Source organism: Clostridium sp. 7_2_43FAA, assembly GCF_000158375.2.
In the GTDB taxonomy this organism is placed as follows: domain Bacteria; phylum Bacillota; class Clostridia; order Clostridiales; family Clostridiaceae; genus Clostridium; species Clostridium tertium.
The window spans coordinates 110,747-124,282 of record NZ_JH815221.1; the positions used below are offsets into that span (position 1 = coordinate 110,747).

The window sequence follows — 13,536 nt, forward strand, 5'->3', positions numbered from 1 at the left end:
AAAAAGTTTATTTGTGAAATTTCACAATATATTTAATTTTTTATTAGTCATAATTTAAGAAAAGTGTATATTGAAGTTAATAACATTGAAATTAAAAAAAAAGATACTATAATAAAATCATAAGATCTTTGTAAACGATATTCAACAAGGGGGTTAGGGTGTGGAGTGCTTTTATGAACAGTTTCAGACTAAAGATTACGGAAGTTTAGAAAAGATACTAAATATTTTATCTAAGGTTTCACTAGTTATTGCAATATTGTTTGCAACAATGTTAAATTTAGTATTTGCAGTAGCTTTTGGTCTAATATACTTAGTAATCTTTATTTTATCTAGAAATCTTATAGTTGAGTATGAATATGAGCTTACAGCAGATGAGCTAGTTATATTCAAAATAATGAATAAGAGTAAAAGAAAACAAATAGGAAGCTTTAATATCAGAGAAATATCAAGTGTTAAAAGTCCAGAAAGACTTGAAAAGAGTAATAGTAAAATTATAAAAGCCTATTTAGAAGAGGCTGGATTAAAAGACATGGTTTATATGACAAAAACATCTCAAGGTGTTGTAGGGTTTCAATTGGCAATGGATGAAAATTTAACAAATTTAATTAAAAGAGTTAATCCATTAGCATTTTATTAATATATAAATTTGGAGGAGAAAGTTATGGCAGGTTTAAGTTTAAAAAATATTCAAAAAGTATATGAAAATGGATTTAAGGCAGTTCAAGATTTTAATTTAGACATTGAGGACAGAGAATTTATAGTATTCGTTGGACCATCAGGATGTGGTAAGTCAACTACATTAAGAATGATTGCTGGATTGGAAGAAATATCTGGAGGAGAATTATACATTGACGATAAGTTAGTAAATGATGTAGCTCCAAAAGATAGAGATATAGCGATGGTTTTCCAAAACTATGCATTATATCCTCATATGACAGTATATGAAAATATGGCATTTGGACTAAAGCTTAGAAAATTACCAAAGCAAGAAATAGATGATAAAGTTAGAGAAGCAGCAAAGATATTAGATATAGAACATCTTTTAGATAGAAAGCCAAAAGCTTTATCAGGTGGACAAAGACAAAGAGTTGCTATGGGAAGAGCTATAGTTAGAAGTCCTAAAGTATTCTTAATGGACGAACCTTTATCAAACCTTGATGCTAAGTTAAGAGTTCAAATGAGAATAGAAATTTCAAAATTATATAATAAATTAAATACTACATTTATATATGTAACACATGATCAAACAGAAGCTATGACTTTAGGAACAAGAATAGTTGTTATGAAGGATGGAGTTATTCAACAAGTTGCTTCACCAACTGAAATTTATAACCATCCAGCTAATCTTTTCGTTGCAGGATTTATAGGAAGTCCTCAAATGAATATGACATATGGACAAAACCTTGTTAAAGATGGAAAAAACTATGTTAAGGTATTTGATAAGTTAATTGAAATTCCAGCTGAAAAAGCTAAGATAGTAAAAGAAAAGAATGCTGAAAACATAGAAGTTATAGTTGGTGTAAGACCTGAAAATATCTATCATTCAAAAGAAGAGTTAGCTGCTTCAGGAGTAGTTACTTTTAAAGGTGAAGTTGATTTAAAAGAAAATCTAGGTGCAGAAACATATATCCACGTTAAAAAGGATGGAGCAAACTTTATAATAAAATCTAGAACAGGCGCTGATTATAAGATTGGAGATCCAATAGAATTTGGATTTGATCCTAATAAGATACACATTTTTGATAAAGAAGAACAAAATACAATATTCTAGTACAAATTATTAAGTATAAAATATTATATAGTAATTAGAAATAACAGGCTTAAGGACAATAAAATCCTTAAGCCTGTTAAATAATTTATAAAGATAAATGGGAGGAGTTTAGTGAAGATAATAAAATTGAAAATAAAGTAATAGCCTCAATAATTATCATATAATTATATTAACTATTATATATAGTTTATCTATTATACACATAAAAATACTAGTATTTTTTCTTTAAGTACAAAAGTAATAAAATATAAGAACTTAGATAATTTGTATAAAGTCATTAAGGCTTTAAAGATATCTACATTACGATTAAGAATGAAAAAATAAAAAGGATATAACGAAACGTGATATACTTCTAAATTATTGATTTTACTAGCTTAAAGTGATTTTTAATTAACTATTTCAATCTTTCGCTCATTAACTTTTCCTATAACTCAACTCACATGAATTATAATATTAATTATCTATTGTCTATTATTAACTATCAATTAAAAAGAGGATATTGTACTAAAATTACGGCAATATCCTCTTTTAAATTCAAGAATCTATTTATTATTAGTATAATTTTTTTCAGCTTGCTCCCAGTTAACTACATTCCACCAATTATCTATGTATTCAGCACGTCTATTTTGATATTTAAGATAATATGCATGTTCCCAAACATCAATACCTATAATAGGAGTTAAACCTGAAGATATAGGACTATCTTGATTTGCTGTAGATATAATTGATAATTTACCATCCTTATCAGATACTAACCAAGCCCATCCAGAGCCAAATCTGCCTAATGCAGCTTCTTTAAATTTATCTTTAAAGTTATTGTAAGATTCAAAATCTCTATTTATTGCATTTAATAAATCTCCTTTAGGACTTTGATTCTTAGTAGGAGACATTATAGACCAAAAGAATTCGTGGTTATATACTCCGCCTGCATTATTTTTAACAGCTTCTTTAATATCATCTGGTACTGATTCTAAATCTTTTAAAAGTCCTTCCAATCCTTTAGAGAATAATTCAGGATGTTTAGCAATGGCTTTATTTAGATTATCGACATAAGCTTTTTCATGCTTATCATGATGAAGCATCATTGTTTCCTTATCAATATAAGGCTCCAATGCGTCATAATCATATGGCAATGGCTTAAGTTTAAATTGACCATCACCTAATTTATTACTTTTTGCTGAAGCTGTAGGAATTAATGTTACAAGGGAAACAAAAGATAAAGCTATTAAAAATAATAAACTAAATTTCTTTTTAATTTTCATTATTATTCACCTCCTGTTCTATTATGTGCCTAAAGAGATTATTTTATAAATAAATTATGGAAGTGATATAATAAATATATTAAAGTTTAAGAAGTAAATAGAAGTTGGAGGAATTATGGAAGAATTAATAAACAATAATCCAATAAGTATAGTATATTTCAGTGGATCAGAATGTGGGGCATGTGATGCAATAAAAGAAAAAATTTTGCATATTATTAAAGGTTACAATGAGATTAAATTTCTTGAGATTAATGCTATAGAAAATAAAGAATTAGCAGCTCAACATGATATATTTTCTTTGCCCATTTTATTACTATTTATTAATGGGAAAGAGGCACTAAGGGTTGGAAGATATTTTGATATATTAGATTTTAAGAATTCAATAAATAGATATTATAATTTAATTTATAAATAAGGATACAGTTAATAACTGTATCTTTATTTTTAAGAATTTCTTAATAAATATGATACTAACCTTGTAACTTTTACAAATTAACATTATTAATATGAAGGTTACTTAATATCTACATTATGATAAAATATTAATAAAAAATATTCGGGGGAGTTATGAGTAAATTAAACATTTTAGTAGTAGATGATGATAAAGAAATTACAGAAGCAATAGAAATTTATCTTATTAATGAAGGTTATAATGTCTTGGTTGCTTATGATGGAGTACAAGCTTTGAAGATAGCTCGAGAAGAAGATATACATTTAATAATAATGGATTTAATGATGCCTAATCTTGATGGAACTAGAGCAACTATTGAATTAAGAAGGGAAAAAGAGATACCAATAATAATGCTTTCAGCGAAATCAGAGGACTCTGATAAAATATTAGGACTTAATTTAGGAGCTGATGATTACTTAACTAAACCATTCAATCCTTTAGAACTTATAGCAAGAGTAAACTCACAAATAAGAAGATATACTAGATTTTCATCAATGACTAATGATAAAAATAAAGAAGTAATTGCAGTGGGTGGATTAGAGTTAAATAGGCTTAATAAGGAAGTAAACGTTAATGGTAAGGAAGCAAAGTTAACTCCATTAGAATTTAAAATATTAAGCCTTCTTATGAGTAATTTAGGAAGGGTGTTTTCAATAGAAGAAATTTATGAAAGAGTCTGGAATGAAGCCCCTTATAATGTAGATACAGTAACTGTCCATATAAGGAGGATAAGGGAAAAGATAGAGATTGATCCTAGAAATCCTCAGTATTTAAAGGTGGTGTGGGGAGTTGGATACAAAGTTGACAAAAAATAAAATTTTAAAGGATTTAGAAAAGTATATAATATTTATCTTAGTAATATTTTTCGCTATTTCTTTAATAGGAACATTACGAGAGTATAAAAATTTTAACTTATATTTTGGTGATAGTATTTATAATAATTCTTTAGTAAAAAACAAAATTGTAGTTTTAGATAGTAACCTAAATGATTATACAAAGCTCTTTTTAGATTTAGATGGAAAGAAAAAAGAAGATATTTATAATAAGAAAGTAGAAGAATTTAAGCTAGAAAAGGAGAACCGTCTAAAAGAAGCTGAAGAAAATATAAGAGAAAAAGCTAAAGATATGAATGTAGCAGAAGCGGAAATTAAAAAACAAATAGAAGAGGCAAAGAAAATAATTATGGAAGAAGATAACTCTGTAGATGATTATTTTAAGTATGTTCGAGAATTCACCAATAATATTCTTTATGATAATGAAAATATACAGTTTTTCTTTAAAGATAGCTCAGGTGCTAAAATTACAAACATAGAAGACAGTAATATTGAAAAGCAAATAGAAGAAAAAGAATTTGCAAATAATGAACAATATTATTACATGTATTTTGCAAACTCTAAAGTAAATGAAGATGGAAAGAATTATTCAGAAGAATTATCAAGTATATATGATTTATTAAAGTATAGTAGTGAGGATTTAATTAGGTTTTATAGAATACCTAAAGAATTGAAACAAGGAGATCTTCTATATGATGCGTTTAAAGAAAGAAAAGAAGCTTCGTCAATTTTAAATAGAAAAATTGCTATAACAGCTATATTAGGAGTTTTTATTTTAGTATTTGCTTTTATAATTTATAAGAGAAGAAAAAATAACTACACTAATTATATAGAAGATTTGTTAATCAAAATCCCCATAGATATAAGAGCAATAATTTTTCTATATAGTCTTAATATATTAAATTCATTAATATTTAATGTGATACCTTATTATGGAAATAACAGTTATTCTAATGGAGTTATTTTAAGAGCTTATATTTTAATTATTATAGATTATTATTTCTTAAAAGATTTAATTTTGATATTAGAAAATAAGAGAAAAAAGGGAAAAGTATTAACATTAAAGATATATAAATATCTTTCCAAAATCATAAAAGATAGTGAATTTATAAAAACTAATAAATTTAAGTTTATATCTATTATATTTTTGTCTGCATTAGCTCTATTTTGTTTATGGTTAGAATCATTTGTATTTTTGTCATATGAGTTTATGGTATTTTCTAGAGCTTATATATGTATATATTTAATATTTACCTCAATTTTATATGTAATGATATTTAGAGAAATTACTATATTAGAATCTCAAACATTAAGAATAGCTAAAGGAAATTATAAGGTTGATTTAAAAGCAGATAAGATATTAGTTTTAAAAAATATAGAAAACAATCTTATTACTATTGAAGATGGTCTAAAAGAAGCTTTGGGTAAAGCAATAACTAGTGAAAAAATGAAGAGTGAATTAATTACTAATGTTTCTCATGATTTAAAAACACCGCTAACTTCTATTATTAATTATATTGGTTTCCTTAAAGAAGAAAATATAACTGATGAAAAAAGAAGTAAGTATTTAGAAGTATTGGATATGAAATCTAAAAGACTAAAAATATTAATAGAAGACTTATTTGAGGCTTCAAAAGCAGTTTCTGGTAATATGACCTTTGAGAAAGAAGATTTAAATATAGTTTCATTATTACGACAAGTTATTGGGGAATTAGAGGAAAAGATTACTCAAGCTAATTTAGATATAATAACTAAGTGGCCAGAAGATAAAGCAATAGTATATATAGATGGACGAAAAACTTTTAGGGTTTATGAAAATTTGGTAAATAATATAATTAAATATTCTATGAAAAACTCAAGAGTATATATAGATGTAATTAATAGTGAAAATGAAGTGAAAGTAATAATGAAAAATATTTCTGCTTATCAAATTGATTTTACTTCAGAGGAAATTATTGAAAGGTTTAAAAGAGGAGATAAATCAAGAAGTACTGAAGGTTCAGGCTTAGGACTTTCTATAGCAAAAAGTATAGTTGAGCTTCAAGGTGGAAATTTTGATATAGAAATTGATGGTGATTTATTTAAAGTAATTACAACATTTAGAAAGTAAAGATAGAGAAGGCGTTTAACCTTCTCTATCTTTTTTTAGTAATTTACTAATTTTCATCTTCATCAATTAAATCATCAAGGCTAAGCAATTCCTCTTCTGAATTTTCATTAAGTAAGCTATTATTTCTATAAGTTATTTGATTAATAGCTTGATATATTTTTTCTAAAAGATAATTTTGTATTCTTCTAGCTTTGTAAGTTTTATTAAAAATAATAAAACTCCATACTCCTATGATAGAAAAAGTTATCATGAATAAAGCACCAATGCTATAAAAAACTATTTGAAAAATTTGAACAGCTAAATCCATATAATATTACCTCCAAATTTTATATAAAAATATTATAGCATACAAAATAAAATAGTTTAGCACAAAGTTAAATAAATGTATAAATTTTCATGATAGTGTTTACTATTAGCATTAGATGTCTATAATTTAGAAAGATAATAATCATAAGGAGAAGCATGTATGAAGAAAATAATAATATTAGTAGCAACGACTGCATTATTGATAGGTTTTTTGCTAGGATTTATAGAAGTTGTAAATCAAGAGCCAACTCAAAATAAAGAAGTATTTACATATTCAGTATCTACTGTACCAACAGATTTTAAATCTGTAGGAAGTCTAGATAAGAGAATACAAGATATAGTATGTGCAACTAGTAGGGGATTAGTTGAATTAGATGCTTCTAAAAATATAGTTCCTTCATTATCAGAAGGAGTTGAAGTAAGAGATGATGGATTAGAATATGATTTTAAGATAAGATCAGATATATATTGGAGTGATGGAACTCAAATAACACCTAAGGATATAGTAACTTTTTTTAGGGAGATATTAACAGAGGAAAAAGAAGAAAATATAGGCGCATTGTTAAATGTGTACGGAGCAAAAGCATTTAGGGATGGATCAGGGTCTTTTACAGAAAATGTTGGAATAACTTCAGGGGAAGATAATGTTATTTTTAGGTTAAACTCAAAAGATGATAAGTTTATTGAAGAATTAACAACACCACAATATAGGCTTAGAAAGAATGTTTTATTATGGGAAAATATAAGACAAAACTATGATGAATTAATTTATTCAGGATACTATAATATTTCAGAGATGACAATGAGTGAGCTAACCCTTAATAGAAACAGTAGTACAAATGCGGATATGGTAGCAACAATTAAGATAGTTGCAGATGAAGGTGAAGAACTAGCTATGGCAGCTTTTGAGGTAGGGGGAAGAGATATAGTGATAAATCCACCTAAGAGCCAATTAAGTAGACTAAGTAACGAAGAGAGATTACTAACATTAGAATCAAATAAAGCTATGTATTTAACATTTAATCCTAATGGTGATTCTATACCGGTAGAGGGTAAAAAAGATATATATGGGTTATTAAATGAGGCTATAGGGCAGTATCAACTAGAAAATAGCATGTTTATAGAATTAGCTGAGGGAAGTTATTTTAGAGAAGATAAAGGCGATTTAGCTAAGCTTCAAGCTAGAAAAGTTATGAGCAATAATACAGCTGAATGGAGTAAACCAGAGAAAATTTCTTTAGTTGCTGAAGAAAGTACTCAAAATAAAGAAATTTGTGAATATATAGCAAAGTGGTTTGAAAACAATACAGATATGTATTTAAGTTATAAATTAATTACTAAAGATGAAATGAATTCTATTAAAGATGTTAATTATTATGATATAGCATTAATTCATGGTGATTCAAATTTTTCAGGAGATAGTTCTATATATAACACATTAGTAAACTTTCTTCCAGATAAGTATAAAGATCAATTGTTATTAGCAAAAACAGAAGGGGAGAGAGTAGAATTATTTTCAAAATTAGAAGATGATTTATTTAACACATATCAAGTTTTACCATTAGCATTTTACAATGATAATATAGCTATAAATAGTAAAATAAAAAATATGCTATTAGATGGCAATGGCAATATAGATTACAGTAAAATAGAAAAATCATAAAGACTGAGCTTTGCTCAGTCTTTATGATTTAGTTTGATTATTTAATCACCGTCTTGATTATTAGAATCAGCTATCAATTCATTATTTTCAATATTCTCAAACTCTTCATCTTCAACTTCTGATATATCTTTTTCTGATAGAGTGTCTTCATTATTTTCGTCTTCTATAATAGGAGTATTAGAATCATTCCTATATGAAGGATCTGGATCTAGTAGATTTATTTCACGCATAAAATCATCTTTAAATAGAAAAATTATTAACTGATATATATACATGTTTTTAAAACTATCAAAGGATGATCCTGATGTTGAGAATGAATCTCTTTTTTTAGAGTAAGAAATACTTTTGTTAAAAATTGGAGCTATTCCTAAACTTGTAGGTGTTGAAGTTGTAGGCATTCTAAAAAAGTTTTCTTCCAACATATCAGCTGAATTTAGGGTTAATCCCCTATATCTTTCTGCATCATCTAGAGTAGGTGCTTCAGGCCAAGAAGTTATTAAACCAGAATTTATGAAATATTTTCTGTATAATGATGAAATCATGTTCTTATATTCATTATATTTATTGAACTCTTTTGAGTACATAACAATAGCTAAGAAATAGAAGGTAATATCAAAACAGGAATATTTCAAGTCTTTTTTACCAGAAAGTTTAAGGAAAACCCCTTTTTCATCATCATATAAAGATACTAATTTATTAATAATTTCTTTGGCTTTTTCATTAAATGTGATCATTTGAGTATGTTTAAATGATAACATTAAGTTTATTGAGAATAAGCATGTAAAATCTAAAGAATCGATGTAATAGTCCTTTTCATCAAATTTATTAATAAGAAAGTCTGTTAAATCTATTATTAATACTTGAGCATCAGAATTTTTTGAATGACTATAAAAAATATTTATTGCAGTAAGGATTTTACATATTTCTTCAAATGAACATTCATATATTTTCTCTTTAAACTCATTAAGCATTTGTAATATTTCTAGTGAAAACTTATTATAGTCTTCTGAAATTTCATCTTCTGGATATAATATTGAATATAAGTTATAAGCAAGCATCATAAAAGCTTGATCAGAAAATTTAAATTTATTATTTTTATCTGTAAGGTTAAATCCTTTATGGTTGTTTTCTGATAGGTTTTTTTTCTCAGTAAAAATTCCTTCATTATTTCTTAAGTTCACTGAATAAAAATCAAGTTGTTCTTTAGATAATTTTTTGTATATCTTAGAATAAGAATATAATTTTTCATCGGCATCTTTAAATCTTGAGTAATAAGTAGTTAAATCTAGTATGCTTGTAGTCATTAATGCATTAGTTATTGGAGATATATCCTTTTTAAAGGAAGATTCATCAAATCCATTATAATTTTTACTATGAATATAATTTGGAGAAGATTTCCTATATATACATAGTAGTGGAGAAAAATTACCAGATGTGGTAATATCAATGGAGGATGATGTTTTTTTATAGTTTTTAATTGAATCAACTAATCCACATTTTGACTCAAGAACTAATGTCCTTATGGCCTCCTTAGACAAGTGAAAAAGTTGGCCGCTAATTTCTTTTTGTGATAGTTTATTCATTCTAAAAAATGGTCCTATATATCGCAATTTCTTCACCTCTTCATTAATCCTTATATTAATAATATGAGGCTAATGCTGAAATAGTGCATAAATTTTAATAATATTAAGAATTGGAGGTAAAATCATGAGAATAGATGGAAGAAAAAATGAACAAGTGAGAATAGCTAAGATAACTAGAGGATATACAAAGTATGCAGAGGGATCTGTATTAATAGAAGTTGGAGATACAAAAGTAATTTGTACAGCATCTATAGAAGATAAAGTTCCACCATTTTTAAAGGGTCAAGGAGAAGGGTGGATAACGGCTGAATATAATATGCTTCCAAGATCGACTGGAACAAGAAAGGTTAGAGATATAGCTAGATTAAAGGTTGATGGAAGAACTATGGAAATACAAAGGTTAATAGGAAGGGCTTTAAGATCAGTAATGGATTTAAAAGCACTTGGTGAAAAAACAATATGGATAGATTGTGATGTTATCCAAGCTGATGGTGGAACAAGAACTACATCTATTACAGGAGCCTTTGTAGCTTTAGTAGATGCAGTAAATAAACTACATAAGGAAAAGCCTTTTGAAGTTTATCCAATAAGAAAGTTCGTAAGTGCAACTAGTGTTGGTATATTAAATGACGAAAAGATTTTAGATTTATGTTATGAAGAGGATTCTAATGCTAAGGTAGATATGAATGTTATTGCTACCGATGAAGGTGAATTTATAGAAATTCAAGGAACTGGAGAGGAATCACCATTTAGTAGAGATGACTTAAATGATTTATTAGATTTAGCCCAAAAAGGTATAAAACAAATGGTACAAATACAAAAGGATGCTTTAAAAATGGATGCCCTTTGGATAGGTACTGGAGGGAAATAAGTCTATGAAAAAATTAATAATAGCAAGTAATAATCAAGGGAAGATAAATGAGATAAAGAAGGTTCTAAATGATATGCCTATTAATGTTTTTTCATTAAAGGATATCGGATTAGATATAGATGTAGAAGAAGATGGAATAACATTTGAAGAAAATGCAAAAAAGAAAAGTGAAGAGATATATAAGGAGTTAATAAAAAAAGGAGAAAACAATTTTATAGTAATGTCAGATGATTCTGGCTTAGAAGTTGAATATTTAAATGGTGAGCCAGGAGTGTATTCAGCGAGATATGCAGGAGAGCATGGAAATGATAAAAAGAATAATGAAAAATTGCTTCTTAATTTAAAGGGCGTTAGTTATGATAATAGAAGTGCTAGATTTGTATGTCAACTAGCATTAATAAATGATAAGAATATATACAAGTCAGTAACCGGAACGGTAAATGGCTATATATTAGAAGAAGAAAGAGGTTATGATGGATTTGGATATGATCCATTATTCTTATATGAACCTCTTAATAAGACTTTTGCAGAACTTACAATAGATGAAAAAAATGATATATCTCATAGAGGAATTGCGCTTAAAAAAATAAGTGCAGTTATAAAGGAGTTTCTATAGGAGGAAATTATGAAGATTGCTGTATTAAGTGATTCTCATTATGAAGCTTCATCTATAAATGCTATAAAAAAGTATTTAGTAGATGTAGATGTTATCTTACATTGTGGAGATGGAGCTCCAGATACAAAAATATTATTAAATGATTTTAATGGTGAAGTATATGCAGTTAAGGGAAATTGTGATATTTCTAATGAGTATCCTATTGAAAGAATAATAGATATAATGGGATTAAAAATATATATGACTCATGGGCATATGTATAATGTAAAGAATGAATACAATACTATATTCTATAAGGGTAAAGAAGTAGGTGCAGATATAGTGCTTTTTGGACATTCTCATAAAGCTTTAATAAATGAACATGATGGATTGACTATGATGAATCCAGGAAGTATAACATTGCCTTATGGTAGAGCAAAAAAGACATTAGGATTTATAGAAATATTAGAAAATAAAAAAAATAATATATACTTAAAAGAAATAGAATAAATTTTTTATGCAATCCGTTATTAGTTTACAATATTATTAAATATCTAGTTAAATCTCCAAAATTCTCTTATATAGATTATTTTTTAAAAAATGTATTGACGGATTGCTAATCCTATTGTAGAATAAACATTGTCGCTGACAGATATTAAAGATATCGGGGTGTGGCGCAGATGGGAGCGCGCGTGGTTTGGGACCATGAGGTCGCAGGTTCAATCCCTGTCACCCCGACCACTTTAAAACAAATATGCGGGTGTAGCTCAATGGTAGAGCCCTTGCCTTCCAAGCAAGTTACGTGAGTTCGATTCTCATCACCCGCTCCATAAAAGTGGTTAAAAAAATATGTTGACAAGTGACGAAGGATGATATAAAATAATTAATGTTCTTTGTGAGAATAAGCGTGTTTAGCTCAGCTGGATAGAGCAACGCCCTTCTAAGGCGTGGGCCAGGAGTTCGAATCTCTTAACACGCACCATCAACACCGGGGTGTGGCGCAGATGGGAGCGCGCGTGGTTTGGGACCATGAGGTCGCAGGTTCAATCCCTGTCACCCCGACCACTTTAAAATTTAATATGCGGGTGTAGCTCAATGGTAGAGCCCTTGCCTTCCAAGCAAGTTACGTGAGTTCGATTCTCATCACCCGCTCCATATGCGTGTTTAGCTCAGCTGGATAGAGCAACGCCCTTCTAAGGCGTGGGCCAGGAGTTCGAATCTCTTAACACGCACCAGATATGCGTTATTAGCTCAGTTGGTAGAGCACCTGACTCTTAATCAGGGTGTCCCGGGTTCGATCCCCTGATAACGCACCATTATGGTGAACGTAGTTCAGTTGGTAGAGCGCCAGTTTGTGGCACTGGTTGTCGTGGGTTCGAGTCCCATCGTTCACCCCATACGCTGGGATATCGCCAAGCGGTAAGGCACCGCACTTTGACTGCGGTATTCGTAGGTTCAAATCCTGCTATCCCAGCCAACTTGGTTTACTAGCTCAATCGGTAGAGCACTTGACTTTTAATCAAGGTGTACCGGGTTCGATTCCCGGGTAAGCCACCAATATATATGCAGATGTGGCGGAATTGGCAGACGCACTAGACTTAGGATCTAGCGCCATTGGCGTGGGGGTTCGACTCCCTTCATCTGCACCATATATATTGAATTAATATAAAAATAAGCGGAAGTGGCTCAATGGTAGAGCGTCACCTTGCCAAGGTGAATGTTGCGGGTTCGAGTCCCGTCTTTCGCTCCATAATATGCGGGTGTAGCTCAATGGTAGAGCCCTTGCCTTCCAAGCAAGTTACGTGAGTTCGATTCTCATCACCCGCTCCATAAGCGTGTTTAGCTCAGCTGGATAGAGCAACGCCCTTCTAAGGCGTGGGCCAGGAGTTCGAATCTCTTAACACGCACCATAAATGGTGAACGTAGTTCAGTTGGTAGAGCGCCAGTTTGTGGCACTGGTTGTCGTGGGTTCGAGTCCCATCGTTCACCCCATACGCTGGGATATCGCCAAGTGGTAAGGCACCGCACTTTGACTGCGGTATTCGTAGGTTCAAATCCTGCTATCCCAGCCAACTTGGTTTACTAGCTCAA

12 protein-coding genes and 16 tRNA genes are annotated in these 13,536 nt (G+C 29.2%); 25 read left to right on the forward strand and 3 right to left on the reverse strand.

Going from position 1 to position 13,536, the window contains the following annotated elements; genetic code table 11:
• The first annotated feature begins 160 nt into the window (after positions 1-160).
• Positions 161-637, forward strand: a complete 477-nt coding sequence (locus CSBG_RS01245; protein ID WP_008676384.1) for a hypothetical protein — start codon at positions 161-163, stop codon at positions 635-637.
• 24 nt (positions 638-661) lie between these two features.
• Positions 662-1,771 carry a sn-glycerol-3-phosphate ABC transporter ATP-binding protein UgpC gene (gene ugpC / locus CSBG_RS01250; protein ID WP_008676385.1) on the forward strand — a complete coding sequence of 370 codons (1,110 nt, stop codon included), beginning with the start codon at positions 662-664 and terminating at the stop codon, positions 1,769-1,771.
• Positions 1,772-2,313: 542 nt separating this feature from the next.
• Here the strand turns inward: ugpC and CSBG_RS01255 are convergent.
• Positions 2,314-3,033, reverse strand: coding sequence for a superoxide dismutase (locus CSBG_RS01255; protein WP_008676386.1), 720 nt, complete (start codon positions 3,031-3,033; stop codon positions 2,314-2,316).
• 115 nt (positions 3,034-3,148) lie between these two features.
• On the opposite strand from CSBG_RS01255, the gene CSBG_RS01260 reads away from it, so the two are divergent.
• The 3 genes from CSBG_RS01260 (at position 3,149) to CSBG_RS01270 (ending at position 6,427) form a co-directional block, all read left to right on the forward strand.
• The gene (locus CSBG_RS01260) at positions 3,149-3,448 is read left to right on the forward strand and encodes a thioredoxin family protein (RefSeq protein ID WP_008676387.1); all 300 of its coding nucleotides are present in this window, start codon (positions 3,149-3,151) and stop codon (positions 3,446-3,448) included.
• 152 nt (positions 3,449-3,600) lie between these two features.
• The gene (locus CSBG_RS01265; RefSeq protein WP_008676388.1) at positions 3,601-4,299 is read left to right on the forward strand and encodes a response regulator transcription factor; all 699 of its coding nucleotides are present in this window, start codon (positions 3,601-3,603) and stop codon (positions 4,297-4,299) included.
• The gene (locus CSBG_RS01270) at positions 4,274-6,427 is read left to right on the forward strand and encodes a sensor histidine kinase (protein WP_008676389.1); all 2,154 of its coding nucleotides are present in this window, start codon (positions 4,274-4,276) and stop codon (positions 6,425-6,427) included. The genes CSBG_RS01265 and CSBG_RS01270 overlap by 26 nt, the downstream gene beginning before the upstream one ends.
• A gap of 46 nt (positions 6,428-6,473) precedes the next feature.
• Here the strand turns inward: CSBG_RS01270 and CSBG_RS01275 are convergent, their stop codons facing one another.
• Positions 6,474-6,734 carry a hypothetical protein gene (locus CSBG_RS01275; RefSeq protein WP_008676390.1) on the reverse strand — a complete coding sequence of 87 codons (261 nt, stop codon included), beginning with the start codon at positions 6,732-6,734 and terminating at the stop codon, positions 6,474-6,476.
• A gap of 159 nt (positions 6,735-6,893) precedes the next feature.
• On the opposite strand from CSBG_RS01275, the gene CSBG_RS01280 reads away from it, so the two are divergent.
• Complete coding sequence (locus CSBG_RS01280) at positions 6,894-8,396, forward strand: ABC transporter substrate-binding protein (protein ID WP_008676392.1); 1,503 nt, start codon at positions 6,894-6,896, stop codon at positions 8,394-8,396.
• 41 nt (positions 8,397-8,437) lie between these two features.
• Here the strand turns inward: CSBG_RS01280 and CSBG_RS01285 are convergent, their stop codons facing one another.
• On the reverse strand, positions 8,438-9,979 hold the full coding sequence (locus CSBG_RS01285) for a hypothetical protein (protein WP_242825256.1): 1,542 nt from the start codon (positions 9,977-9,979) through the stop codon (positions 8,438-8,440).
• Between the two features lie 124 nt (positions 9,980-10,103).
• Between CSBG_RS01285 and rph the strand changes: the two genes are divergently transcribed.
• The 19 genes from rph to CSBG_RS01380 all read left to right on the forward strand — a co-directional run bounded on the left by rph (position 10,104) and on the right by CSBG_RS01380 (position 13,517).
• Positions 10,104-10,850, forward strand: coding sequence for a ribonuclease PH (gene rph, locus CSBG_RS01290; RefSeq protein WP_035284850.1), 747 nt, complete (start codon positions 10,104-10,106; stop codon positions 10,848-10,850).
• A 4-nt stretch (positions 10,851-10,854) separates the two neighbouring features.
• Entirely contained in the window at positions 10,855-11,466 is a 612-nt protein-coding gene (locus tag CSBG_RS01295) for an XTP/dITP diphosphatase (protein WP_035284853.1), read from the forward strand.
• Positions 11,467-11,475: 9 nt separating this feature from the next.
• On the forward strand, positions 11,476-11,955 hold the full coding sequence (locus CSBG_RS01300; RefSeq protein WP_008676395.1) for a metallophosphoesterase: 480 nt from the start codon (positions 11,476-11,478) through the stop codon (positions 11,953-11,955).
• A gap of 155 nt (positions 11,956-12,110) precedes the next feature.
• A tRNA-Pro gene (locus tag CSBG_RS01305) sits at positions 12,111-12,186 on the forward strand.
• A gap of 15 nt (positions 12,187-12,201) precedes the next feature.
• Positions 12,202-12,275: transfer RNA gene (locus tag CSBG_RS01310), tRNA-Gly, on the forward strand.
• A gap of 75 nt (positions 12,276-12,350) precedes the next feature.
• Positions 12,351-12,427: transfer RNA gene (locus tag CSBG_RS01315), tRNA-Arg, on the forward strand.
• A 7-nt stretch (positions 12,428-12,434) separates the two neighbouring features.
• Positions 12,435-12,510: transfer RNA gene (locus tag CSBG_RS01320), tRNA-Pro, on the forward strand.
• 16 nt (positions 12,511-12,526) lie between these two features.
• Positions 12,527-12,600: transfer RNA gene (locus CSBG_RS01325), tRNA-Gly, on the forward strand.
• A gap of 3 nt (positions 12,601-12,603) precedes the next feature.
• Positions 12,604-12,680 (forward strand) — tRNA-Arg (locus tag CSBG_RS01330).
• Between the two features lie 5 nt (positions 12,681-12,685).
• Positions 12,686-12,761, forward strand: a tRNA-Lys gene (locus CSBG_RS01335).
• A 5-nt stretch (positions 12,762-12,766) separates the two neighbouring features.
• Positions 12,767-12,842, forward strand: a tRNA-His gene (locus CSBG_RS01340).
• 5 nt (positions 12,843-12,847) lie between these two features.
• Positions 12,848-12,922, forward strand: a tRNA-Gln gene (locus CSBG_RS01345).
• Between the two features lie 4 nt (positions 12,923-12,926).
• Positions 12,927-13,002: transfer RNA gene (locus CSBG_RS01350), tRNA-Lys, on the forward strand.
• An 8-nt stretch (positions 13,003-13,010) separates the two neighbouring features.
• Positions 13,011-13,094, forward strand: a tRNA-Leu gene (locus CSBG_RS01355).
• A gap of 26 nt (positions 13,095-13,120) precedes the next feature.
• Positions 13,121-13,195: transfer RNA gene (locus CSBG_RS01360), tRNA-Gly, on the forward strand.
• Between the two features lie 6 nt (positions 13,196-13,201).
• Positions 13,202-13,275, forward strand: a tRNA-Gly gene (locus CSBG_RS01365).
• 3 nt (positions 13,276-13,278) lie between these two features.
• Positions 13,279-13,355 (forward strand) — tRNA-Arg (locus CSBG_RS01370).
• 6 nt (positions 13,356-13,361) lie between these two features.
• Positions 13,362-13,437, forward strand: a tRNA-His gene (locus CSBG_RS01375).
• Positions 13,438-13,442: 5 nt separating this feature from the next.
• A tRNA-Gln gene (locus CSBG_RS01380) sits at positions 13,443-13,517 on the forward strand.
• The last annotated feature ends 19 nt before the right edge of the window (positions 13,518-13,536 follow it).

Bases quoted from the DNA above. Each gene is read 5' to 3' on its own strand.
- ugpC (WP_008676385.1), top strand. From the start codon at position 662: ATGGCAGGTTTAAGTTTAAAAAATATTCAAAAAGTATATGAAAATGGA.
- CSBG_RS01255 (WP_008676386.1), bottom strand. From the start codon at position 3,033: ATGAAAATTAAAAAGAAATTTAGTTTATTATTTTTAATAGCTTTATCT.
- CSBG_RS01260 (WP_008676387.1), top strand. From the start codon at position 3,149: ATGGAAGAATTAATAAACAATAATCCAATAAGTATAGTATATTTCAGT.
- CSBG_RS01265 (WP_008676388.1), top strand. From the start codon at position 3,601: ATGAGTAAATTAAACATTTTAGTAGTAGATGATGATAAAGAAATTACA.
- CSBG_RS01275 (WP_008676390.1), bottom strand. From the start codon at position 6,734: ATGGATTTAGCTGTTCAAATTTTTCAAATAGTTTTTTATAGCATTGGT.
- CSBG_RS01280 (WP_008676392.1), top strand. From the start codon at position 6,894: ATGAAGAAAATAATAATATTAGTAGCAACGACTGCATTATTGATAGGT.
- CSBG_RS01285 (WP_242825256.1), bottom strand. From the start codon at position 9,979: ATGAATAAACTATCACAAAAAGAAATTAGCGGCCAACTTTTTCACTTG.
- rph (WP_035284850.1), top strand. From the start codon at position 10,104: ATGAGAATAGATGGAAGAAAAAATGAACAAGTGAGAATAGCTAAGATA.
- CSBG_RS01295 (WP_035284853.1), top strand. From the start codon at position 10,855: ATGAAAAAATTAATAATAGCAAGTAATAATCAAGGGAAGATAAATGAG.
- CSBG_RS01300 (WP_008676395.1), top strand. From the start codon at position 11,476: ATGAAGATTGCTGTATTAAGTGATTCTCATTATGAAGCTTCATCTATA.